This window comes from Methylotenera versatilis 301 (genome assembly GCF_000093025.1).
In the GTDB taxonomy this organism is placed as follows: Bacteria; Pseudomonadota; Gammaproteobacteria; order Burkholderiales; family Methylophilaceae; genus Methylotenera; species Methylotenera versatilis.
Genome location: NC_014207.1, coordinates 2435503 through 2457577 on the forward strand (window position 1 = coordinate 2435503; position 22075 = coordinate 2457577).

At 42.6% G+C, this 22075-nt stretch carries 19 protein-coding genes; 6 read left to right on the forward strand and 13 right to left on the reverse strand.

Going from position 1 to position 22075, the window contains the following annotated elements:
* Window positions 1-406: 406 nt before the first annotated feature.
* From M301_RS11125 to M301_RS11140, 4 genes are all read right to left on the reverse strand, one after another.
* A complete protein-coding gene (locus M301_RS11125; protein ID WP_238524635.1) occupies window positions 407-3220 on the reverse strand; it encodes a sensor domain-containing diguanylate cyclase in 2814 nt (937 codons plus the stop codon).
* Between the two features lie 351 nt (window positions 3221-3571).
* A complete protein-coding gene (locus M301_RS11130; protein ID WP_013148879.1) occupies window positions 3572-5356 on the reverse strand; it encodes a monovalent cation:proton antiporter-2 (CPA2) family protein in 1785 nt (594 codons plus the stop codon).
* 56 nt (window positions 5357-5412) lie between these two features.
* On the reverse strand, window positions 5413-5733 hold the full coding sequence (locus M301_RS11135; RefSeq protein ID WP_013148880.1) for a hypothetical protein: 321 nt from the start codon (window positions 5731-5733) through the stop codon (window positions 5413-5415).
* 9 nt (window positions 5734-5742) lie between these two features.
* Window positions 5743-6264 (reverse strand): phage baseplate assembly protein V, encoded by a 522-nt coding sequence (locus M301_RS11140; protein WP_013148881.1) that lies wholly within the window; start codon window positions 6262-6264, stop codon window positions 5743-5745.
* A 291-nt stretch (window positions 6265-6555) separates the two neighbouring features.
* Between M301_RS11140 and M301_RS11145 the strand changes: the two genes are divergently transcribed.
* On the forward strand, window positions 6556-7194 hold the full coding sequence (locus tag M301_RS11145; protein WP_013148882.1) for an FMN-dependent NADH-azoreductase: 639 nt from the start codon (window positions 6556-6558) through the stop codon (window positions 7192-7194).
* A gap of 44 nt (window positions 7195-7238) precedes the next feature.
* Window positions 7239-8168, forward strand: a complete 930-nt coding sequence (locus M301_RS11150) for a DedA family protein/thiosulfate sulfurtransferase GlpE (protein ID WP_013148883.1) — start codon at window positions 7239-7241, stop codon at window positions 8166-8168.
* A gap of 12 nt (window positions 8169-8180) precedes the next feature.
* On the opposite strand, the gene pdxR is transcribed toward M301_RS11150, so the two are convergent.
* Complete coding sequence (gene pdxR, locus M301_RS11155) at window positions 8181-9626, reverse strand: MocR-like pyridoxine biosynthesis transcription factor PdxR (protein ID WP_013148884.1); 1446 nt, start codon at window positions 9624-9626, stop codon at window positions 8181-8183.
* Between the two features lie 372 nt (window positions 9627-9998).
* Window positions 9999-10211 (reverse strand): type 2 periplasmic-binding domain-containing protein, encoded by a 213-nt coding sequence (locus tag M301_RS14530; protein ID WP_148218604.1) that lies wholly within the window; start codon window positions 10209-10211, stop codon window positions 9999-10001.
* A gap of 134 nt (window positions 10212-10345) precedes the next feature.
* On the opposite strand from M301_RS14530, the gene M301_RS11160 reads away from it, so the two are divergent.
* Window positions 10346-11410, forward strand: a complete 1065-nt coding sequence (locus tag M301_RS11160) for an NAD(P)-dependent alcohol dehydrogenase (protein WP_013148885.1) — start codon at window positions 10346-10348, stop codon at window positions 11408-11410.
* Window position 11411: 1 nt separating this feature from the next.
* On the forward strand, window positions 11412-11576 hold the full coding sequence (locus tag M301_RS14610) for an aldo/keto reductase (RefSeq protein ID WP_013148886.1): 165 nt from the start codon (window positions 11412-11414) through the stop codon (window positions 11574-11576).
* 119 nt (window positions 11577-11695) lie between these two features.
* Here M301_RS14610 and M301_RS11165 read toward each other — a convergent pair whose 3' ends face one another.
* Window positions 11696-12049: a hypothetical protein gene (locus tag M301_RS11165; protein WP_013148887.1), complete on the reverse strand. Its 354-nt coding sequence runs from the start codon at window positions 12047-12049 to the stop codon at window positions 11696-11698.
* A 294-nt stretch (window positions 12050-12343) separates the two neighbouring features.
* Between M301_RS11165 and M301_RS11170 the strand changes: the two genes are divergently transcribed.
* Both M301_RS11170 and M301_RS11175 read left to right on the forward strand, forming a co-directional pair.
* Entirely contained in the window at window positions 12344-12913 is a 570-nt protein-coding gene (locus M301_RS11170; protein WP_238524636.1) for a LexA family protein, read from the forward strand.
* 15 nt (window positions 12914-12928) lie between these two features.
* The gene (locus M301_RS11175) at window positions 12929-13561 is read left to right on the forward strand and encodes a MarC family protein (RefSeq protein WP_013148889.1); all 633 of its coding nucleotides are present in this window, start codon (window positions 12929-12931) and stop codon (window positions 13559-13561) included.
* 163 nt (window positions 13562-13724) lie between these two features.
* Here M301_RS11175 and M301_RS14720 read toward each other — a convergent pair whose 3' ends face one another.
* From M301_RS14720 to glnT, 6 genes are all read right to left on the reverse strand, one after another.
* The gene (locus M301_RS14720) at window positions 13725-14129 is read right to left on the reverse strand and encodes an allophanate hydrolase-related protein (protein ID WP_081439425.1); all 405 of its coding nucleotides are present in this window, start codon (window positions 14127-14129) and stop codon (window positions 13725-13727) included.
* Window positions 14130-14163: 34 nt separating this feature from the next.
* Window positions 14164-15537 (reverse strand): allophanate hydrolase, encoded by a 1374-nt coding sequence (atzF, locus tag M301_RS11180; protein ID WP_013148890.1) that lies wholly within the window; start codon window positions 15535-15537, stop codon window positions 14164-14166.
* Window positions 15538-15544: 7 nt separating this feature from the next.
* On the reverse strand, window positions 15545-19192 hold the full coding sequence (uca, locus tag M301_RS11185) for an urea carboxylase (protein ID WP_013148891.1): 3648 nt from the start codon (window positions 19190-19192) through the stop codon (window positions 15545-15547).
* 84 nt (window positions 19193-19276) lie between these two features.
* Window positions 19277-19924, reverse strand: coding sequence for an urea amidolyase associated protein UAAP2 (locus M301_RS11190; RefSeq protein WP_013148892.1), 648 nt, complete (start codon window positions 19922-19924; stop codon window positions 19277-19279).
* A gap of 8 nt (window positions 19925-19932) precedes the next feature.
* Window positions 19933-20661 (reverse strand): urea amidolyase associated protein UAAP1, encoded by a 729-nt coding sequence (locus M301_RS11195; RefSeq protein ID WP_013148893.1) that lies wholly within the window; start codon window positions 20659-20661, stop codon window positions 19933-19935.
* Between the two features lie 41 nt (window positions 20662-20702).
* Entirely contained in the window at window positions 20703-22064 is a 1362-nt protein-coding gene (gene glnT / locus M301_RS11200) for a type III glutamate--ammonia ligase (protein ID WP_013148894.1), read from the reverse strand.
* Window positions 22065-22075: the final 11 nt, after the last annotated feature.

Below are 22075 nucleotides of genomic sequence, written 5' to 3' on the forward strand. Positions count from 1 at the left end.
ATTTTTTTTAAAGGTGGCGAACAAAGTAAGTATCTGATTTTAAACAATATTAATTGAATAATTTCGACCTACGAACCAAGGGGTCAGGAGTTCGAATCTCTTCGGGCGCACCAAATATAGTAAGCAATATCAAAGGGTTAACTTCGGTTAGCCCTTTTTTATTGTTTTGAACGTAGTTGATTCGTTATCCGCTACCGCATGGATCAATGAAAGCCGATTGACATACTCCGTTAAATACTCATTAGATAGGTGAGCATACTTACTCACCATACTGCACGCTCCTAGGCCCTAATGTGACTGCGACTGTCGCTCGTTCGAAATTCGCAAGCTATTGAAATCTGGCCACCGCTAGCGATAGTCCTGATAGATGTCTGTACTACATGAGAGACTAAACATCACGGCTTGTTTAAGCTAAGTTATAAAAGTAATATCTGTTTCTACCTGTTGCTTTTGATTCATACATTGCCATATCAGCATTTTTCATTAACTGCTTAAAAGTAATTTTTACATCCCCAGTGCGCAATGCTATACCAATGCTTGCACTGATGATTACTTCTTTGCCATTGACATCAATCGGCTCTTCAAACTTTCTGAGAACCTTTTCAGCCACTTTCTTCGCATAATTGGCATCAGAAATTTCCGAAAGAAGAATGACAAACTCATCTCCACCTAACCTAGAAACCATATCATTAGGTCGAACGCACGATAACAAGCGTAAGGCGGCCTCTTTAAGTATAAGGTCGCCTACATCATGGCCTAGGCTATCATTAATATGTTTAAAATGATCTAAATCCAAGAAGAACAGTGCAACGATACGATTATCGCGTTCGGCTTGAGATAGCTCTTGAGACAGTCTGTCCATCAGCATTCGGCGGTTGGGTAGTTTAGTCAGGGTGTCAAAATAGGCATGCTGATGTACTTCATTGTCGCGAATCTTGCGTTCAGTAATATCCTCAATTTGTGCAATAAAATATTGGGCAGCATCGTCTTCGTTCCTAAATATGCTTACGGAAAGCTGAACCCAAACAATCTCTTTGTCTTTTCGTATGTATCGCTTCTCCATTTGATAAGAGTCGGTTTCCCCATCAATTAATTGTCGAACGAACTCAAGGTCAATTGACAAATCTTCATGATAGGTGATTTCTTGAAAGGTAAGTTTTAGTAGCTCAGGGTTGCTGTACCCAACTATGTTACATAGGGTTTGGTTGACGATATTAAACTGTCCACTTAAAGAAACGATGGCCATGCCAATTGGTGCGTACTCAATAATCTCTTTAAAGCTTTTTTCACTGTCGCGTAAGGCATGCTCGATTTTCTTACGTTCGGAAATGTCATCAAACACAACCACAGCACCAACAATCTCATTGTCTCTAAAAAGAGGAACGGAGGTGACTGAGCTGTAAATTGGCGTACCATTTTTATGCCAGAAGATTTCCTCTACTGATTTGTAAGGTTGTTTTGAATGAATTACATTTCGTATTTGGCACTCACATTCAGGATAAACTGACTTATCAATATGCTTGTTGTGAAACAATAAATGTGCATTTTGCCCCAATAACTCTGACTCACTTCTGCCTAGCAGAGCATGCGCTTTGGGATTAGCAAAGGTAATCATGCCATTTGTATTCATCACGTAAATCCCCTCCCCAAGTGTGGAAGTAATTTCTTGAAATAAATAAAAACTTTCTTTAAGCTCTTCCGTTTTTTGTTTAACCAGATTTTCTATGCGGGCGGTGTATCCAGTCCCCATGAGCAATAGTGCACCCATCAGCCCTGTACCGAACAATCCTACTACCAACATATTCCAACTCTGCCAGCCGCGATGCTGTTGATGATAAAGGGCTGTTGGAGCTGTTTCTAAGCGATATTGCCTGTTTCCGAACTTGAACTCTCTTGTATATGAAGCTTCTAGATTACTTTCTGAAAATCCATTGTATAAAGATTTTCCAGTTTGCATGTCGATTAAACGTACTTCTACCGATTGCTTCACTGGCATGAAAAGCTCACCAAAAAAACTATCTACCCTTAGAATAATAGATAAAATCCCATTTTGGGTTTTGCTGTGTACTGGGTACATTAACAATAAGCCAAGTTCCGTACCTTTTTTGATAATCAGTTTAATTGGCGGTGTGGCAACTACCTTCTTCTCATTGATTGCATTTTGGATGGTTTGTTTACGATCAGGTAGTGAAGCTAAATCAACCCCCAATATGGCCTGAGTGGCCTCTTTGAGTGGCTCTATGTAGGCAATAGGAAAGTAGAAACTTTTCTCTGGTGCCGTCATTAGTTCTTTATTGAGATTAAATTGCTTGATTTCAAAGTTTGTAAAATCCTTCTCTTGTTGCTCAACAAATGAGTGACGCTCATAACGATTGACTTTAGGTGCCCACTCTATGGCATAAATCATCGGATACCCATCTAGAGTCGTGCTGACAAAATGATGGAAATCTTGCCTTGATACTGTATCGTTTACTCGATAATTAAATAGAGCGCTTGTTTGCTTTAGAACGGCTTCTTGAGAATCAAAACGAATACGCAGCTGCTCAGATAATTGATTTGATAAAGCATCAAATTCAACGAGAGACTCTTTCCGCTCCCATCTGCTTACAACTATAAAAATGATGACGAGCAATAAAAACGTAATGATCATCGGCAAAGCAACGGTAGAAAAGCGTTTTTTCCATATACTTCTAGGTCTACCAATAACGACCAAAGTGAGAGGTAGCATCACGATTAGCCCTAATGAATCGCCAATCCACCATGAAGCCCAGCTTGTAAAAAACAGTGATTGCCCAATCAAGCCTAGCGCAAATAAACCACCCACAGAAATTGAGGCACTAATTAAACAGATAACTGGTGCAGAAATAAAGAATGTAACTACGTCAGCAGGGTTATCTAACGAGGTTGGATAACCAATTTTATGTTTTAGCCACCATCCACCTAGAAATGCCTGCAATGTAGAGGCTGCGGCAATGAGTAACGCCACCTCTATATTTGTAATACTGACCTGATGGTTATCACTGTAACCTACCAAAATGTTAAGTAACAAAGAACCCAGAAATATAGCAGGCAGTAATTTTCTACCAGCAACAAATACTGCTGCCACAGCAATACCTGTTGGGGGGAAAATTGCCGAAGCGTAACCTGGAGGAAGTGCTAACATTAAACCTAGCTTGCCGGTGATGACGTAAGTTAGCACCAGCAACAGACCATATGTCATTACTTTTTTTTGTGATGTTAATTGGTCAAGTACCGAAGACTTGTTCATATTGGCGGCAGGTAATAGTAATGTGACATGATTACAGAGAGTCTTATTCTGCGATAAATACTTTATATATCCTATGATATAGATATATATGCCACGCAAACGCAAGAATAGCTATATAAATACACATTACAAATATTGATAACTACATCTAAATTATTATAAAAGTATCTGTTTATACTCATATTAAATTTAAATGCCTCACTCAACATTAAGTGAGAAGTTCCCATTTAGATTACAAATACTGGAGATTATCGAGTGAGTTGAGGCCTCTCTTGACTAGCAAGAGAGGTTGTCTTGCCAAAGCTAATCAGAGCCTTTAAGTTTATTTTCAGCTCGAGGCTGCTCCAATTCAAAAAGCGTCTTGAGATCTTGGCGACCTTTTTCAGCTAAGCTAAAAATAGCACTTCTGTCATGCCGAATACTTCTAGTGGCCTCAAGCTGTTCTAAGTCATGAATCTCAAAGTGCTTGATGATTTTAGCGGCTGAAGCTGGTGACTCACCAATCGCTAATAGCGCGTGCCTTGCAGCTTCTAATGACGAGTAGAAGGTTTCACGTATTGGATACAAATCTAGATCTCGCAAATCAAATGCATCGGTTCGACTTCTGGCTCTAACAACGATTGCAACGTTGGGCCAACGCTCTTTAACAAGCTTAGCCACGCTCAATGTGGCTTCTGGATCATTGACTGCAATAATAAAAAGTTTTGCTTTAGCAATGCCGGCTTCCTCTAAGATATCTAGTCGTGATGCATCGCCGTAATAACAACGCCAACCAAACTCACGCATTAAATCGACTTGATTAGGATCGTTGTCAATCAAGGTTGCGGTAATGCCTTTTGCGAGCAGTACTCTGCCAACAATTTGTCCAAATCTACCAAACCCAGCGATGATGACTGCGTTATTTTCTTCGATGGCGTCTTTGGGACGCTCGCCACAATCCAAGACCAAAAATCGGTCGTATAGTAGCAATAAGATTGGTGTAATTAGCATAGATACTGCAACCACGGCATTGAGAATATTGTACGTCTCACGCGGAATAGTCTGCTGCGTCAAAGCCGCGCCAAATATTACAAAGGCAAACTCACCAATTTGAGAAAGTGTTACGCTAAATAATAATGCATCACGAATAGAATATTTAAATGACAGTCCAAGGCCAATTAAAATGGACATTTTTGTGATGACTATTAACAAGGCTAATCCAAAAATCAATAGCGGCGAATTTGCTAATAGCGATAAATCGACCGACATACCTACCGCAATAAAAAACAGCCCTAAGAGCAAGCCTTTAACAGGCTCAATGTCTAGTCTAAGCTCGTATCTATATTCCGAATCTGCCAGTAGCACGCCAGCGAGAAATGTACCTAGCGCCATAGACAAGCCAACAGACTGCATAGCCAACGAAACGCCTATGACTAACAGCAATGAGAAGGCTACGAAAATCTCGCGAATACCCGTTTTTGCGACGATACGCATGATAGGGCGTAATAAAGTGCGACTAGCAAAGACAATCGCGAGGATGACAGCTATTGCTTTAGCCACCGCCCATATATCAAAACCAGACTTAGCATTGTTAGGCGCAATCAGTGCCAGCAACATGAATATTGGAATGACAGACAAATCCTGAAAGAGCAGTGTTGCAAATGAGGCTTGTCCGCCAGGCGTGCTTAGCTGTTTTTTCTCAGTTAACGAGGTCAAGCCAATGGCCGTTGAAGACATCGCAACTCCCATTCCTATCACGATAGCGATTGACCATGTAAAACCCATCATATGAGTAGCGAATGTAACTAGCGCAATCGTGCTAACAACTTGCAGACCCCCTAGTCCAAACAAAACTTTACGTAACTCCCAAACTTTTTGAGACTCCAACTCCAAGCCTACGAGAAAAAGCATTAACACTACCCCAAACTCTGAAAAGTGAAGCACTTGCTCAGGGTCAGGAATAAGCTTTAAAGCGTATGGGCCGATCAATATGCCGGCAAGCAAGTAGCCAAGTACTGAGCCTAATCCTAGACGTTTAAATAAAGGAACTAGAATAATGGCGGAGGAAAGATATATCGTGGCTTGAACAAGAAAGTTAGGGGAATTCATTAATGCCTTTTAAATTTAAGGAGTGAATACAGAGTGAATAGATTTTTATATCATACTCAGATTGCACTTACCCGAGTTTGGGTTGCAGTTATAAACAAAGGTGTTCCTGTAGGTGCACAAATTGCCAGACTGCTCTGAACTACTAACGGCTGCCCCTTCGAAGTCACTCTTTGACTACCAGCTAACCACTGCGCTGTCATGCAAGGACCATTTTCAGGGGGCGATGGTAAGGCACAACCCGCCACAACATAGGGCGTGCTAATCAATACGGTTTTTTGACCACCCACTAATACGCGTGGATTCAACGCAGTTGGCGTGGCTAGTCCTGCATGTGAACACAAGACCTGAGCGCCAGCATGTACTATAAATCCTGTCATATTGAGCTTCTAAATAATCTCTAGCGCACCGTTATTTATAGAAACCGTGGGGCCAACCATGCTAATGATCGCACCCTTACCGTTTGAAATGAAAATACCTACGTCATTAACTATGATAGACGCCCCATTTGAGCTGTGCAGAATTACGCCACCTGTGTTTGGCGATGGTGGCATATCACTAATAACTACACTCTGTTGCAATCGCGATTGAATGACGATATTTGGTTCGGTTAAGTTTCCTGCTAACGCTGCTGATGGCACCTCCGCCATCGAGCTCCAAAAACCACCAACCCATATGGGATGTTCGCTGTCACCTTGCTCAAACTCAATCCATACAGCATCGCCTATATGCGGCACCACATAAATGCCTTGTTGATTACCTGCAATTGGCATACATGGCAACGCCCAAGCGGTTGGAGTGACACCATGCACGTCAGGCACAATCGCCATGATTCGCCCAAGCTGTTCGGGATCAACATTATTAAACACCGTGCCGCGATACTTACCGTAATACTTTTTACTCTGGCTCATACTGTTATCTACCCCAATCTTAAAACTAAGTTAAACCCGATTTATTAGCACGGCTAGCTATTGGCATTATGCAACATTTTGCTCTAATTTTTCTAGGCGGATGGAGTCGGCTTGGATTTCTATACAGTCTAGGATGTCGCTAAGCATGGTCTACTCATTATCAAGAATCATGGCTCTACTTTATAGGAAGTGATTCTAATATTATTCTCGTACGCCAATCGCAGTTGATAGGGCTTAAAGAGTCAATTTATTTAGCACGCACATACCCCCATTTGAAAAGGAATAATTAATATGAGACTTATGCACGTAGACGCAAGCCCTAAAAGTTTGCATTCAAACTCGAAGATGTTATCCGCTTATTATGTTGACTTACTAAAACAGCAAATCCCTGATTTAGAGATTGATTATCTAGATTTATCTGTTGATACTCCACCTCATGTGAGTGGTGATTTTGCTAAGGCAACTTATACGCCTGCCACTGAAAGAACGGATGAAATGAAAAAGGTGTTGGAGTATTCCGATAAGCTATGTGCTCGGGTGTTAATGTCAGATATGCTGGTTTTTGCTATGCCCATGTACAACTTCTCAATGCCATCTAGTTTCAAGGCATTTATTGATAACTTGGTTCGCACTAATCTAACCTATAATTTTCTTGCAGATGGCACAACGACTGGCAACCTTACTCGCCAAAAAGTAATTTTCATTACTTCAAGAGGAGCGGATTTAAGACCTGGGTTAAGCCCATGGTCGCATATGGATGCACTTACTCCGGCACTGCGTTCACCATTTGCTTTTTTGGGTGTTGAAACCCCTCACTTTGTTGATGCGCAGCCGCTTCAATTTTCTGATCAGCTCGCACGAGAGGAAGCGCTTAAACGAGCCTATGGTGAGCTTGATATTGTAGCTAAAGAGTGGGCTAGCCAGTCATAATATCGAGTATGATTCATACCCTTACAAATGAATAGTAGTGATCTATGAGCTATATCGCAGAACTCATCCAGCAGTTTGGGTTAATCATCGTATTTGTGAATGTTTTCTTGGAACAATTAGGGTTACCCATCCCGGCTTATCCCACATTAGTGATTGCGGGAGCTTTAATCAGCCCTGAGCAGTTTTCGTTCCCAGTACTTTTATTGACTGCCGTAGTGGCGGCAGTCATCGCGGATACATTCTGGTATTTTGCTGGGCTAAAATATGGAAACAAGGTATTGAGCAAGCTCTGTAAAATATCTCTTTCACCAGATGCATGCGTGGCTCAATCTCAATCACTATTTCTGAAGTTCGGTTCGCCAGCTTTATTAATATGTAAATTTATTCCCGGATTCGCCTCTATCTCTAGCGCCTTGGCAGGCTCTACAGGTACAAAGTTAATTGTTTTCCTGATAATGGATTCGCTTGGTGCAGCATTGTGGGCCGGCTCTGCATTATGGTTAGGCTCACTGTTCAGCAATGCTATTGATGAGTTGATGAATGTCCTCATTGAGATGGGTAAATGGGGAATGTTGCTGGTTTTATTAGCACTATTTGCTTTCATCGCATCTAAATGGTGGGAGAGGCAAAGATTTCTGAAAGACTTGCGAATGGCGCGTATTAGCGTGGAGGAGTTAAATACACTATTAACGAATGGTGAAACGCCCATTATTTTAGATACTAGAGCGCCTCATCTGGTTGAGGATGGCTGGATTCCTGGGGCTCAATTCATCACTATGGATACCTTAGATAAGTTAACTTTTAAAGCTGATAACAATGAAGCCGTTATACTTTACTGCTCTTGCCCAAATGAGGTAACGGCAGCAAAGATTGCTAAAGCGCTGATGACCAGAGGCTACTATAATGTAAGACCACTAGCCGGTGGTATTGATGCATGGCGTGATGCTGGGTATAACATAGAGAATCTCAAATAATATCTCTATTATTTAAATCTTAGTAAAACAACTTTTCAGCTTTTTAGCTGCTTCATCCGCAGCTTTTTTGTTTGGAACATTTGTAAAACCAATGATTAAACCATTTTGACTCGGGTCTGTGCTCCATTTCGATAAAGCATGAATGTGATAACCTAGTTGATTAAAGTTAGTTGCAATGTCAATATCAGAATGGTCTGAAACAATTTTTGCAACCAAGTGCATGCCATTTTTATGAGAGTTAACTTCAACCTCTTGCCCTAATATCTCGCTCAAGCTATGGCTGGTGATTTCCCTGCGACGTGAATAAAGCGCGCGCATTTTGTTCAAGTGCCTAGAAAAATGACCCTCTGCAATAAAGTCATTCACAATCAATTGAGAAGTGATTGAATTGCCTATTTGATAGAGATTAGCCTTCTCAGTACAGATATCCACCAAGTTCTGCGGTAGCACAATGTAGCCTAACTTTAATGATGGGAATAAGGTCTTGCTAAACGTTCCAGCATAAATGACTCGGTCGTACTGATCCAAGCTTTTTAATGACGGCAAGGGATAGCCTGAATAGCGATATTCACCGTCATAGTCGTCTTCAATGATCCATGAATTATTACTGCCTGCCCAGTCCAGCAGCTGAGTTCGCCTAGACCAAGACATGGCCATGCCCAATGGACTGTGATGAGAAGGTGTAACGATTGCCAGCTTCGCATGAGGAGCTTTTTTGATGCCCTCTGAAACAATTAAACCCTCATGATCTACTGGCACCCTCACTACTTTTGCGCCAATATCTAATAGCAATGTAGTAGCAAAAAGATAGCCAGGATCTTCCATCCAGATTTCTTGCCCATTGAGCCTCAAAACCTTACTCAGAAAGTCTAATGCACCTTGATAGCCAGTAGTGATAAATACTTGCCTTGGATCACAAACAACACCTCTTGATAAATGCAAATAGCTAGCTATAGATTCTCTCAATGGCACATAACCAAGCGGATCTTTGAGTGACATATCACTTGAAGACAAGCTCCGCATTCTATTTGAGCCTAATCTTGACCAGATCTTTCGTGGAAATGCATCGTATGCCGGGCTGCCGGGTCGGAAGATGTGAGAGACGCTTGGTGCACTTGAACTTGTCGCAGAAGAAGGTAAGGGACTTTTCTTCCCATCGCTTATCGTAGCAGATTTGGCGGGCTTTTCCTCAAAGGCATATGGCACATTTATAAATGTACCGGCTTGCCCTCTGGAAATAAATACTCCCTCACCCAGTAACATTGAATATGCACCTTCAACCGTTCCTCTTGCAACATCAAGCTCACTCGCAAGTGCTCTTGTTGAAGGAACTCTGTCACCATTTTTTAATAAGTTACCCTTAATTGCATCTTTAAACCGCTTATATATCTGCAGATGGATTGGCTGGGATTCAGACTTGCTAAGCGTGATTAATTTAGTTGAAGACTTATTAACCATGGCTAAACGTTTCAGAAAATAGAGTGCTTACTATTATATGGTAACCACTCTACTCAATCACAATATTTGGACAGGTCGCAAGCTCATAGGCCTGCCAATACTGACTTGATCTAGCTGATATTTAAATCGCTTAAACTCTAAGCCTCATAACGTAGTGCATCTATTAGCAACGAGAATGCGTTCGAGGACTGATGACGACTTGCATAGTAGATATGATAGCCTTTATTGAGTGGGCACTAATCCTCTAGCACACGATTTAGTCGACCCTCTAGAATATGCTCCTGCGCCATATCTTCTGGTATGTAAGCCACCCCGAAACCCAGCCAATGTCGCTCTCAATATTGGAGCGCTGCTGTTGAAAACTAACTGGCCCTACACGTGTGCTTTAGCCTCATGTCCATTTTTCTGAAACTCCCATGCATATAACCCGCCTTTAATTGGTAGCCTGAGATTTATGCAAACATGATTAGCAAGATCATGCGGCTCTTGCGGAGGCAAATGTTTGGAAAAATAAGTTGGACTCGCCACAACTGCCATACGTACTAGAGTTTTTTTAATTGAAGCGATACAACATACATTTTCCATTCCACTATGTGCGCTGGAGCGCGGAAATAAAACATCAATTGTCGTAATCTAAAGCGGTAATTATAAATATCCCTATTCAGTTGATTGGGGACTAAAAATATTCAATTAATCATGTATTAATTTTGGAGATAAAAATGGCTAAAAATATAATCGGATATGCAGCGCGTTCTGCAACTACTGCACTAGCACCCTTCCAGTTTCAACGTCGTGATTCACGTAGAAATGATGTGGAGATTGAAATTCTCTACTGTGGCGTTTGCCATTCAGACTTACATCAAGCGCGCAATGACTGGGGGAATAGCGCCTACCCTATGGTGCCAGGTCACGAAATCGTTGGCAAAGTCATTAGCGTTGGATCTGATGTTACTCGATTCAAAGCAGGCGATACAGTTGGTGTTGGTTGCATGGTTGATTCATGCCAAGTCTGCTCAGCCTGCGAACAAGGCTTGGAACAGTATTGTGAGGGTGGACACACATTGACCTATAACGATATTGATCGTCACGACAAAACCCCTACGTTTGGTGGCTATTCAGAAAAAATCGTTGTATCTGATAAGTTCGTGCTTAACATTCCAGAGAGTTTAAATCTTGAAGCTGTGGCTCCTTTGCTTTGCGCAGGGATTACAACTTGGTCTCCATTGCGCCACTGGAAAGTTGGAAAAGACAGTAAAGTCGCGGTGATTGGTCTTGGTGGTTTAGGCCATATGGGGCTGAAGCTTGCAAAAGCACTTGGAGCGCATGTCACACTATTTACGCGCTCGGTTGGTAAAGAAGCTGATGCTCGTCGCCTAGGTGCAGATGAAATTGTACTTTCAACCAATGAGGCAGAAATGGCATCTGTAAAAGGAAAGTTCGACCTTATTATCGACACAGTGCCGTATGTGCACGATCTGAACCCGTATATATCGACACTCTCATTAAATGGCACATTAGTGCTCGTTGGTTACTTAGGTGGACTAGAGCCTGCGTTAAATTCAATGCCGTTAATTATGGGCAGAAAAGCAGTTGCAGGGTCTGTGATTGGCGGGATTGCTGAAACACAAGAAATGTTAGATTTCTGTGGCAAACACGGCATCACTTCAGATGTTGAGATGATTAATATTCAGGGAATTAATGATGCCTATGAACGGATGCTCAAAAGTGATGTGAAATATCGTTTTGTGATTGATATGGCCTCGCTTAAAACCACATACGCTTAGAATGATGCAAAAAGTATTAGGTAAAAGTGGATTAGAAGTTTCTGTAATTGGTTGGGGATTTATGAGTATGACGATGGTGTATGAGCCAACTGCCGATAAAAATGAAATGAGAAAGCTAGTTCATAAAGTTGCAGATTTGGGCATGGCATTCATTTGTCACTACTGATATTGGAAAAGCTAATCAAATGCCAGTTAGTTCCTAAAAACCTCAATATTAATTTGTGGGTCTCTGACTTCTTTAAACTAGCCTAAGCCAAGTTTTAAAGAAGTCATTGGTCATATAAGTTAATGTTTTTTCTTAGCTTCAGAAGTATCCGTTGGGGTATCAGTAATCGTTGTGCCTGGCTTAAAAGAGGTTTTAACGTATTTATCTCCTTGCTTAACAATGCGTGTAGTCCAGCCTGTCTTCCAGCTAATGACAACTGCGCCATCCACTTCTTTCCAAGTACCATGCTTCATCGAGTCACCATGAGTTCCTGAAGCGGTACCATCTTCACTGAGAGTCGCTTCAAAACCACCGCCATGTGTGTCATATAGCATCCATGACCCTTCATACTCGCCTGCAAATACATTACTGGATGCGCCTAAGAACAGCATAAGTGAAAGCAATGCCGCGAATCTATTAAAAGCTATAACCATTTTTATCTCTCCGTTTAAGTTTTTATACGTTATCTTAATTAACTATATTTTCTTTTTTAAAAAGCAAAAATCTGACAACCATTATCAGGTTATGTTCCCAACGAAGTGATCAACTCAAGATTACTGACAACTTTAAGGCATAAATAGTCTTCAAATGCTTTACTACTTGTAATTAGAGTTTATTAAAGCGATAATTAATCGAACGAACGTTCGTTCGTTCGATTAATCGATAACGTGAATTATTTTAGTGTAAGAAGGTTTCTGCCCATGAATGATTTTAATGAAGTACAAGAATTGGATATCCAGAAATTAGGTCAGTTGCGTGATTACTTTGCAAGTTATCGGTCATTACCAAGCTATCGATATATGCAAGATCAGTTGAATATGAAATCTAAAGATACGATTAGTAGATTTGTATCAAGGCTGAAATTAATGGGCTTCTTAGACATGGCGCCTGATAATAAATTAATTCCAGGTAAACGATTCTTCGAGCGACCATTATCTAACACGACAGTGCAGGCTGGTTCTTTTACTGCTGCGTACAGTGAAGGGGGCGATTACATTACGATTGATGAACACCTCGTTAAAAAACCTTCAATCACTGAGCTAATACCTGTCGCTGGAGACTCAATGAGAGACTTAGGGATTCTTGATGGCGACACTGTGATTGTAGAAAAAAGACCACTTGCAAATATTGGCGATATTGTAGTGGCTATCATTGATGACAAGTTCACGATCAAGACACTCGGGAAAGAGAAGGATCTATTTGTGCTGATTCCAGCAAATCCTGATTTTGATATCATTCGACCCAGAGAAGCATTTGGAATTTATGGCGTGGTCACTGGACAATTTCGCAGCTACTAGTTAAGGAACTAAAAAATGGATTGGGCTTATCTATTTAAGATCGGAATAGCACTATTTGCAATAGTGAACCCCATTGGAAGTGTGCCAATATTTATTAGTGCGACAGATGGATGGAATAGAAAAGAAAAGTTAAGAACAGCCAATGTTGTGACTGTGACCGTTTTTCTGGTGCTGCTAACATCAGCTTTGTTTGGCGATGGGATTCTAGCGTTTTTTAGTATAACGATTCCATCGTTTCAAGTTGGCGGAGGAATTTTAATACTGTTAATTGCCATCAATATGCTGCATGCCAAACAAAGCCACTCTAAGCAAACTCCTGAAGAAGCTAGAACACTGGAAGAACGAGATGTTATTGCAATCGTACCACTGAGTATTCCCTTACTAGCCGGCCCTGGCGCTATAGGCAGTATGATTATTGCAGCACAGCAAAGTAAAACCTTTGTTGGACATATCTCGCTAGCGATTCCAATCTTTGTGGTTGTTATTCTTATCTGGCTGACTTTGCAGCTTTCTAGTTATATAGCGGATAAATTAGGGACTATAGGAATTAATATTGTGACGCGATTAATGGGGCTGATTCTTGCTGCGATGGCGGTTGAGTTTATAGCGCACGGTCTCATAGGTCTGTTTCCTGCGCTCGGAAAATAGAAGGTATTTATTAGCACTTATTAAAGTCCATAGTTCACGTGGAGTGAAGGTTTCAGTATTCAACAGTTACACTAGTCATGATGAATGACAACTTTGGACAAGCAGCTCTGCTAGTTTAGGACTCAACTAGCAGAGCTGCCCAAAGTGCTTATATAGTCCTACTCTAAGCCACTTCTTTCAAATAATGCCGCCATCCGCCTAGATGTGAAATATCAATAGCGTTTAACGTTGCATAGTGCTCACACATAAATCCATTCACCGTGCGGCCATCCGCTAATGTTAATGTACCGAAACCTAGCGGGGCAGGCACACCAGATACAAAGGTGCCATAATTTTCAATTGGCAACTGCCATACCTCTAGCGCTATTGCGGCACCGCCATCGACAACACGTAACAGACCTGGACGTGCGGGTGTGAATCCGTTTAATTGATATAACTTGTAGTCTGGTGCAGTGGTGGTTTCTTCGAGGAAAGTACCGCCCAAGCTTGTTAGTTGTGCATTGAGCGGCAAACCTGTCATATGCGCGCCACAGACTGCCACTTGAATAAATTTTTCATTATTGGTCATATATGCTCGTTTCTATTCTAATGATTAATTGGGGTTACTTGACGAACGGCAAGCCAGTTGCGCCTAATGTTTTTGCGGAGTGTTTTTGTACTTTCGCAGCTAAGGTCAGTAATTGCATATCCTTAAATGCTGGTGCACAAACTGTTATGCCAAAAGGCATACCGTCCTGTTGAAATCCGGTCGGTACGGCCGTTGCCGACAAATCTAGCAGATTCATAAAATTGGTGTAGTAACCCAAATTAGAGTTACATCTTATTGGGTCAGCGTTCACTTCATCAATGGTGTAAATCGTGCCGGCAGTTGGTGTCACCATGACATCAATATCGTTCCAAACCGCTTCCGCTTTGCGTTGCAAGGCTTTAAGTTTGTATTGTGAAAGATAAGTATCTGCCGCACTAAACTTAGTGGCACCGCCTATGATCTGTTTGGTGACGGGAAATATAGCCTCAGGTTTCGCTTCAAAAAATTCACGTATTGCTGCATAGCGTTCAGCCACCCAAGGCCCTTCATACAGCAAACGCGCCGTTTCTAAAAATGGCTCAAAATCAATCTCTACAGCTTTTCCGCCAAGTGCTTTAAGTTGTTCAATCGCTTGCTTAAAGAGCTCAGGTGTTTCATTGTTATTAAAGAAAGCGAGCTGATCTTGCTTTGGCACACCAAAAGTAAATCCTTTTTCTGCAATCGTAAGCACTTCTGCAACAGCTTTACGCGAATAAGCATCTTCTTCATCAAAGCCCTGAGCGCTTTCTAGCACTTGAGCTGCATCTTCAGCAGTTAATGCAAAGATGGATACGCAATCTAGAGTTCGACAGGCTGGAACAACTCCGCTGGTGCTCAACAAGCCACAACTAGGTTTATGCCCAACCAAATTATTAAATGATGCTGGCACACGACCAGAGCCTGCTGTATCTGTACCTAAACTAAAACTAGCCATACCAAGTGCTACTGAAACAGCCGAACCTGCGCTTGAGCCACCTGAAATATAGTCAGGATTAAAGCTATTTTGACAGGCGCCATAAGGTGAGCGTGTGCCAACTAACCCCGTGGCAAACTGATCTAAGTTAGTTTTGCCGATGGGAATCGCACCTGCATCAATCAGCTTTTGAACAACAGTGGCGCTCACCGTTGGAATATAGGCATACTCTGGACAAGCTGCAGTAGTGGGAATACCAGCCAAATCGATATTGTCTTTAATTGCAAATGGCACGCCGTACAAAGGTAAGTCAGCAATGCTTTTGCTTTCCAAGCGCTTGACGTAAGCCATCATTTCATCAAGCGTTAAACGTCTGATCCAAATATTTCGGCTATCTTCTTTACCAATTTCCGCATCCAGTTGCCTCAGCAAATCGGTTGGCTTTAGCGCGCCTGAAAGATACAATTTTCGTAAATGTGAGATTTGTAAATTCATTTGATTTTTATTCCTCTTCAATCACGATTAAATTTTGACCTGCAGAAACTGACATGCCTTCAGTGCATAGAACTTTAGTCACCTTGCCTGCAACCGTTGCCATGACAGCGATTTCCATTTTCATAGATTCGACAATCGCTACTTCATCGCCCTCTTGCACTATGTCGCCATCTTTTAACTTAACTTGCCATAAGTTTCCCGCGACATGCGAGGCAATAGCGCGACTGCCTGCTGGAATGTCTAATATTTCTAATGCGCTTGCAGTCTCAGTTTCATTACTGTAATTAGCCTGTCCACTAGCAATCCAACGCTCGCGTTCTGCATCAAAAGCGTTTTGCTGCTTAGCTTTAAATGCATTAATAGTTTCAGCTTCATTACTTAAAAACTGGTTGTAGTCTTTTAGACGGAACGTTTGCTCTTCAATTTTCAGTTTGAACTTGCCATGCAGAAAATCCTCGCGCATTTGCAAAAGCTCATCGGCTGCTACTGGATAAAAGCGAATTTGGTCAAAGAAGCGTAACAGCCAAGGTTTGCCATCGACAAAGTCTTTGGTCCGGCTCGTTCCATTAGAGCAAGCCCACCTGTTCCACATTTGTATGGTTCGACCCACAAACTGGTAGCCACCTGGGCCCTCCATGCCGTAAACGCACATATAAGCACCACCAATACCCACTGCATTTTCAGGCGTCCAAGTACGTGCTGGATTGTATTTTGTGGTCACCAAACGGTGACGCGGATCCACTGGCGTTGCGACTGGCGCACCTAAATAAACATCACCTAAGCCTAATGTTAAGTAGCTGGCATTAAAGACAATATCTTTCACTTGCTGAATAGAATCTAAGCCATTAATGCGGCGAATAAACTCAATATTGCTAGCATGCCCATCCACCATTTCGCACCAAGGGGCATCTTTGCGCACCGATTGCATATACTTCTCAATCGCTAATTGCGTGGCGACATCATCCCAGGAGAGAGGTAAATGCACGATGCGTGTGGGCACTTCCATCTCATCAACACTAGGCAATTCAGATTCGCCTTTTTGCAGAATCTGAATAAGCTGCTTGACTGGTAATACCAAGCTTTCAAAATGTACTTGCAGCGAGCGTATACCCGGCGTGAGGTCGATGACACCTTTTATTGCTTGGCGCTCAAGCCACTGCATGAGTGCATGTACGCGGAACCTTAAATTCAAATCCAATACTAACTCGCCGTATTCGATCAAAAGATATTTATCGCCAGACTGTCTGTACACGACTTTAATTTGATTCACAGTTTCGGCAATTTCAGCCAAAATCGGGCTATGTTGGGTTGTTGCGTTGGCGACCAACTTTGCTGGTTCTCCCGCAAGGTTCGTAATTCCTGTATTTGAAATAACAGCATTTTGCGCTAACTCATAGCGTGCTGCATCTTCTTGGGTCACTTTGATAAAGCGCACTTTATCACCAGCTTTAAGCTGCCCCATTTTCCATAGCTCAGCTTGAATGATGGTTGCAGGGCACACGAAGCCACCTAAACTCGGGCCATCTGGCCCTAAAATTACAGGCATATCGCCAGTGAAATCCACCGCACCAATGGCATAAGCATTGTCGTGGATATTAGATGGGTGCAAACCAGCCTCGCCACCATCTTTACGTGCCCATTGTGGCTTGGGACCGATTAGGCGGATACCTGTTGTATTGGAGTTGTAATGCACTTCCCAATCAGTAGAGAAGAACATGCTGATGTCATCATCAGTGAAAAAATCTGGTGCACCATGCGGGCCATATAACACGCCGATTTCCCAATAATTGCTGTAGTTTGGCTGTGATGCTTGCGGTAAAACTTTCGCAACATATTCAGTTGCTAGTTGTGGAATATGCAGCACATCGCCAACACGCAAGGTTCTACCGCCATGCCCGCCGAATTGACCTAACGTAAATGTAGATTTACTGCCCAAATAATCAGGCACATCAAAACCACCTTGAACCGCCAAATAGGTGCGGCAACCTGCATCAAGCACTTTGCCTAGCTTTAAAATGCTCCCTGCTTTAATCAGATGCGATTGCCACATCAAAATGGTTTCACCATCCAAAGTAGCATCAATAGGCGCACCAGTAATGGCAATCACAGCATCGGTATTAAATTTCAGTTTTGGGCCAATCAATGTCACTTCTAATGCAGCAACTCCTTCCGCATTGCTTACTAACTTATTCGCAAACCTAAAGGCTAGATGGTCCATAGGCCCAGAAGGCGGCACACCAACAGCCCAGTAGCCAGTTCGGCCTGGGTAATCCTGAATGGTCGTCATCACACCACCATCTTGCACGTCTATAGTGTGTGGCTTATAGGTAAAGCTATTCAAATAACGTGTAATTTGTTTGCCCGCTGGGAATACGCTATCCATCAATACTTGGCGTAGATACTCCAAATTAGTTTCGATGCCGTATATAGAGGTTTCAGCTAAAGCCGTACGCATTTTTTCCACAGCACTATCACGGTCTGAAGCGTGGACTAAGACTTTGGCGATCAGCGGGTCATAGAATGGTGAGACATCACTACCAGTTTCCACCCAAGTATCATTACGTGCTGCCGATGAAAACTTAACCTCCGTCAACACACCACTTGAGGGCTGAAAGTTTTTATTGGGGTCTTCAGCATATAAACGCACTTGAATAGCGTGCCCAGAGGGATCGTGCGAGTATGCATCAAGCGCATTTGTTTCACCTGCAGCGATACGTATCATCCACTCAACTAAATCTACGCCAGTGACCAACTCAGTGACACCATGCTCTACTTGCAAACGAGTATTCACTTCTAAAAAGTAGAACTGCCCTGAGTCGTTGTCGTAAACAAACTCAACCGTACCTGCCGAACGATAATTTAATGCACAGCCTAATTTAACTGCAGTGTCCGATAATGACTTTCTAACTTCATCAGAAATATGCGGCGCAGGGGTTTCTTCAATCACTTTTTGATTACGACGTTGCACAGAGCAATCGCGCTCACCAAGGGCAATGACCTTACCAAGGCCATCACCAAAAATCTGCACTTCGATATGGCGCGCTGCCTGCACGTATTTTTCTAAATAAATTCCTGTACTCTTAAAGTTCGCACGGGATAACCGTTGAACAGACTCAAAGGCAGCATTGAGTTCATCTGCGCTCCAGATAAGTTGCATGCCAATACCGCCGCCGCCAGCAGTGCTTTTTAGCATGACTGGATAACCGATTTTTTCTGCGTTAAGATGTGCCTCTTCGACACTGGCTAATAAACCTGTGCCCGGTAATAAAGGTACGCCATTTTTTTCTGCTAGTTCGCGTGCGGTATGCTTCAAGCCAAAGTCGCGCATTTGCTTAGGCGTTGGGCCTATAAAAGCAATGCCTTTCGCTTCGCACTTCTCAGCAAAATCTGCGTTCTCTGAAAGAAATCCATAACCAGGATGGATTGCTTCCGCGCCAGTTTCTATAGCAACTTGCAGAATTTTCTCAGCATTCAGGTAGCTTTCAGCGGCTGGTGCTGGGCCAATACAGATAGCTTCATTTGCATCCAACACATGGCGAGCACCTGAGTCTGGTTGCGAATAAACCGCGACTGATTGAATGCCCATTTTCTTGAGTGTGCGAATCACACGGCAAGCAATCTCTCCGCGATTGGCAATTAGGACTTTTTTAAACATATTGTTATTCTCACTGCGTTGCGAGCCGTCTCGCTTTTTCAATCCGTATCAGGTCGTCCAGCTACGGTTGTCTTATTGGTTAAGCTAATTCCAAACCAACAATTGAATGGGTGTTGGGTTGTAGGCATTACATGGGTTATTCAATTGAGGGCAATTTGAGATAAGCACTAACACGTCCATCTCAGCACGCATTTCTACATATTTACCTGGCGCTGAAATGCCATCGGCAAAACTTAAACCACCATCAGACGTGACAGGCACATTCATAAAAAAGTTGATGTTGGCTGTGATGTCACGTTTAGTGATATTGCGCTCAATCACACAAGCCGAATGGGTAATGGCATGCATAAAACTATCTCGGCAACTGTGCATAGGACGTTTTGATAGTGCATAACGCGTGGTATTGCTTTCAGCAGAACAGGCGCCGCCTATGGTGTCGTGGCGACCGCAAGTGTCAGCTGTAATCGTCAGCATCGGGTTGCCTTCAGTGGAATACAGCACCGAGCCTGTGGTAAGGTAAATTTGGCCTTGGCGCTGAATGGTATCAACCGCGCTGTAACGCTCGGTTGCATCATCCGCGTTGTAAAACAGCGTATCAACCGCTTGGTTGCCCTCTAAATCTAAAATGCGGAAAGTTTGACCTTTTTTGACTATGCCAGTCCATGGATCACCTGCATTACAGGTTTCACTAAGCACAGCATCTTGTGGCAGAAATTTGCTTTCAGTTAACATATCAAATCCTAATGAGCGTAAAAGCGTTCAGTGTTGATAAAGCCGCGCTGATTTTGTTCGCACTTGTTGCGACAAACATCATCTTCTTTCGCATTTCCCGCATGCCATGCAGTTAATAACACGTCCGATGGTTTGTAAGTCGCTGCAGTATCTAAAGGATGTGGCGAAGTTGATAGCACCACTAATACGTTCATATCAAAGCGCAAATCGACTACATCGCCTGCTTTGCTATTGCCTGCATTGAACACCAAACCACCAGTATTGTTAGCACTCACTTTGCTGAATAAATTCACATTGGCGACCAAATCACGTTGACCTAAACCATGCTTGGCAAGCTCGATTAACAAGCCATCTTTTGCGCTGCGATACATGTCATTGCGATGTGTTTGATAATTGGCAACGCCATACTTTTGTTCAATGAGTTTGGCATCTGAAATGCCGCACATGGTGTCGTGCCAGCCTACAGTGTCATGAATAAATGAGCACATCACACGTCCCATGTCTGAATAGCACACATTGCCTGTGGTTAAAAAAGCCGTATGTTGCGCTTTTAAACTATCAGGCATGTTGTAGCGCTCTAGCTTTTCTTCAAAGTTATAAAGCAGCAATGAAACATTCGCCCCACCTTGCAAGTCAGTAAAACGCAATGCGGAACCTCTACGCATAAGCCCAGACCAGTGATTACCACCTGGAACGGTTTCTTCCCACAGGATGTCTTTTGGATTAAATGTGCTCATTTTTTTCAACTTAGTCTTATTTATAAATAACAAAATACTGCTTAGAACATATAGCTGTAGCGTTCAATTTCCCATTGGCTGACAGTCAAATGGTAGGTTTCCCATTCTTCAGTTTTATACTTTATGAATTCATCACGCAGCTCTTTACCTAATGTTTTTTCAACTAATGGGTCTGCTGCAAACGCTGCGACTGCCTCTATTAGCGTTTGTGGTAAAAAACCAATTCCACGCGCTTGGCGCTGTTCTTCATTCATATCGTAGAGGTTATCTTCATTCGGTTTACCTGGGTCTAAGCCTTCACGTATGCCTTCCAAACCAGCGGCCAAAGCCAATGTTGCAGCAAGATAAGGATTCACCGCACCATCGGCATTGCGCGATTCACAACGCCCGCCGCCCATAGGCACGCGTACAGAGTTAGTCCGGTTATTTGAGCCATATGAGTTAAACACAGGTGCCCAGCTAAAGTAGCTCATTGCACCACGGCGAACCAATCGTTTATAACTGTTAACCGTAGGTGCAAATGCAGCACATAACGCGGGGCCGTGTTTTAAAATGCCGGCAATAAACTGATAACCCAACGTTGTTAAACCAAGTCCGCGCGGGTCATCTTTTGGATCACAAGCAAACAGGTTTTTGCCTGTTGTTAAATCATAAAGTGACATATTGAAATGTGCCCCTGTGCCAGTTTTATCGGCAAATGGCTTAGGCATCATGGTGGCTACCAGCCCATCTTCTTTAGCATAATGCTTTGCCATGTATCTAAAGAAAATCAACCGGTCGCACATGGTCAATGCATCGCTGTAATTGAAGTCGAACTCAAACTGACTATTGGCATCTTCATGGTCAAATGAATATAAATCCCAGCCCAAACCATTGATTGCGGTAGCCATTTTATCTAGCCAAGCAAAGTTATCCATAAATCCGCGCACGTCATAGCAAGCCTTCTCAAGCTTATCGTCTGGGTTAGGTACACTTAAGCTGCCATCTGCGTTTTGTTTCAATAAATAAATTTCGCACTCAATGCCAAGGTTCATACCGAAACCCATTTCAGCCGCTTGTGCTAAAACATTCTTAAGTGCTACGCGAGTATTTAATGCATAAGGTTTACCTTGAAAGTGATTATCCGCTGGCATCCATGCAACTTTAGGCTCCCAAGGTAGTTGAATGATATGGTCTAGATCTGGCACGGAATTCAATTCATCATCGCTCGGTGCTTGCCCCAAGCCATCAAGAGCATAACCTGTGTAACGTTCTGATCCAGCCGCCATTTGTGGTAAATGATCTATAGGTACTACTTTAGCTTTAGGAATACCGTGAATATCGACATAAGCACCGATGCAATATTTAACACCTTGGTCTTGTAGTTTTTGCTGTATTGCTGAAACTTCTTTTGCTGATTTCATAAATAATTCTT

Coding starts and splice junctions, on each gene's coding strand:
- M301_RS11125 (WP_238524635.1), bottom strand. CDS start 3,220: ATGACATATGGTCTGTTGCTGGTGCTAACTTACGTCATCACCGGCAAG.
- M301_RS11130 (WP_013148879.1), bottom strand. CDS start 5,356: ATGAATTCCCCTAACTTTCTTGTTCAAGCCACGATATATCTTTCCTCC.
- M301_RS11135 (WP_013148880.1), bottom strand. CDS start 5,733: ATGACAGGATTTATAGTACATGCTGGCGCTCAGGTCTTGTGTTCACAT.
- M301_RS11140 (WP_013148881.1), bottom strand. CDS start 6,264: ATGAGCCAGAGTAAAAAGTATTACGGTAAGTATCGCGGCACGGTGTTT.
- M301_RS11145 (WP_013148882.1), top strand. CDS start 6,556: ATGAGACTTATGCACGTAGACGCAAGCCCTAAAAGTTTGCATTCAAAC.
- M301_RS11150 (WP_013148883.1), top strand. CDS start 7,239: ATGAGCTATATCGCAGAACTCATCCAGCAGTTTGGGTTAATCATCGTA.
- pdxR (WP_013148884.1), bottom strand. CDS start 9,626: ATGGTTAATAAGTCTTCAACTAAATTAATCACGCTTAGCAAGTCTGAA.
- M301_RS14530 (WP_148218604.1), bottom strand. CDS start 10,211: ATGGAAAATGTATGTTGTATCGCTTCAATTAAAAAAACTCTAGTACGT.
- M301_RS11160 (WP_013148885.1), top strand. CDS start 10,346: ATGGCTAAAAATATAATCGGATATGCAGCGCGTTCTGCAACTACTGCA.
- M301_RS14610 (WP_013148886.1), top strand. CDS start 11,412: ATGATGCAAAAAGTATTAGGTAAAAGTGGATTAGAAGTTTCTGTAATT.
- M301_RS11165 (WP_013148887.1), bottom strand. CDS start 12,049: ATGGTTATAGCTTTTAATAGATTCGCGGCATTGCTTTCACTTATGCTG.
- M301_RS11175 (WP_013148889.1), top strand. CDS start 12,929: ATGGATTGGGCTTATCTATTTAAGATCGGAATAGCACTATTTGCAATA.
- M301_RS14720 (WP_081439425.1), bottom strand. CDS start 14,129: ATGACCAATAATGAAAAATTTATTCAAGTGGCAGTCTGTGGCGCGCAT.
- atzF (WP_013148890.1), bottom strand. CDS start 15,537: ATGAATTTACAAATCTCACATTTACGAAAATTGTATCTTTCAGGCGCG.
- uca (WP_013148891.1), bottom strand. CDS start 19,192: ATGTTTAAAAAAGTCCTAATTGCCAATCGCGGAGAGATTGCTTGCCGT.
- M301_RS11190 (WP_013148892.1), bottom strand. CDS start 19,924: ATGTTAACTGAAAGCAAATTTCTGCCACAAGATGCTGTGCTTAGTGAA.
- M301_RS11195 (WP_013148893.1), bottom strand. CDS start 20,661: ATGAGCACATTTAATCCAAAAGACATCCTGTGGGAAGAAACCGTTCCA.
- glnT (WP_013148894.1), bottom strand. CDS start 22,064: ATGAAATCAGCAAAAGAAGTTTCAGCAATACAGCAAAAACTACAAGAC.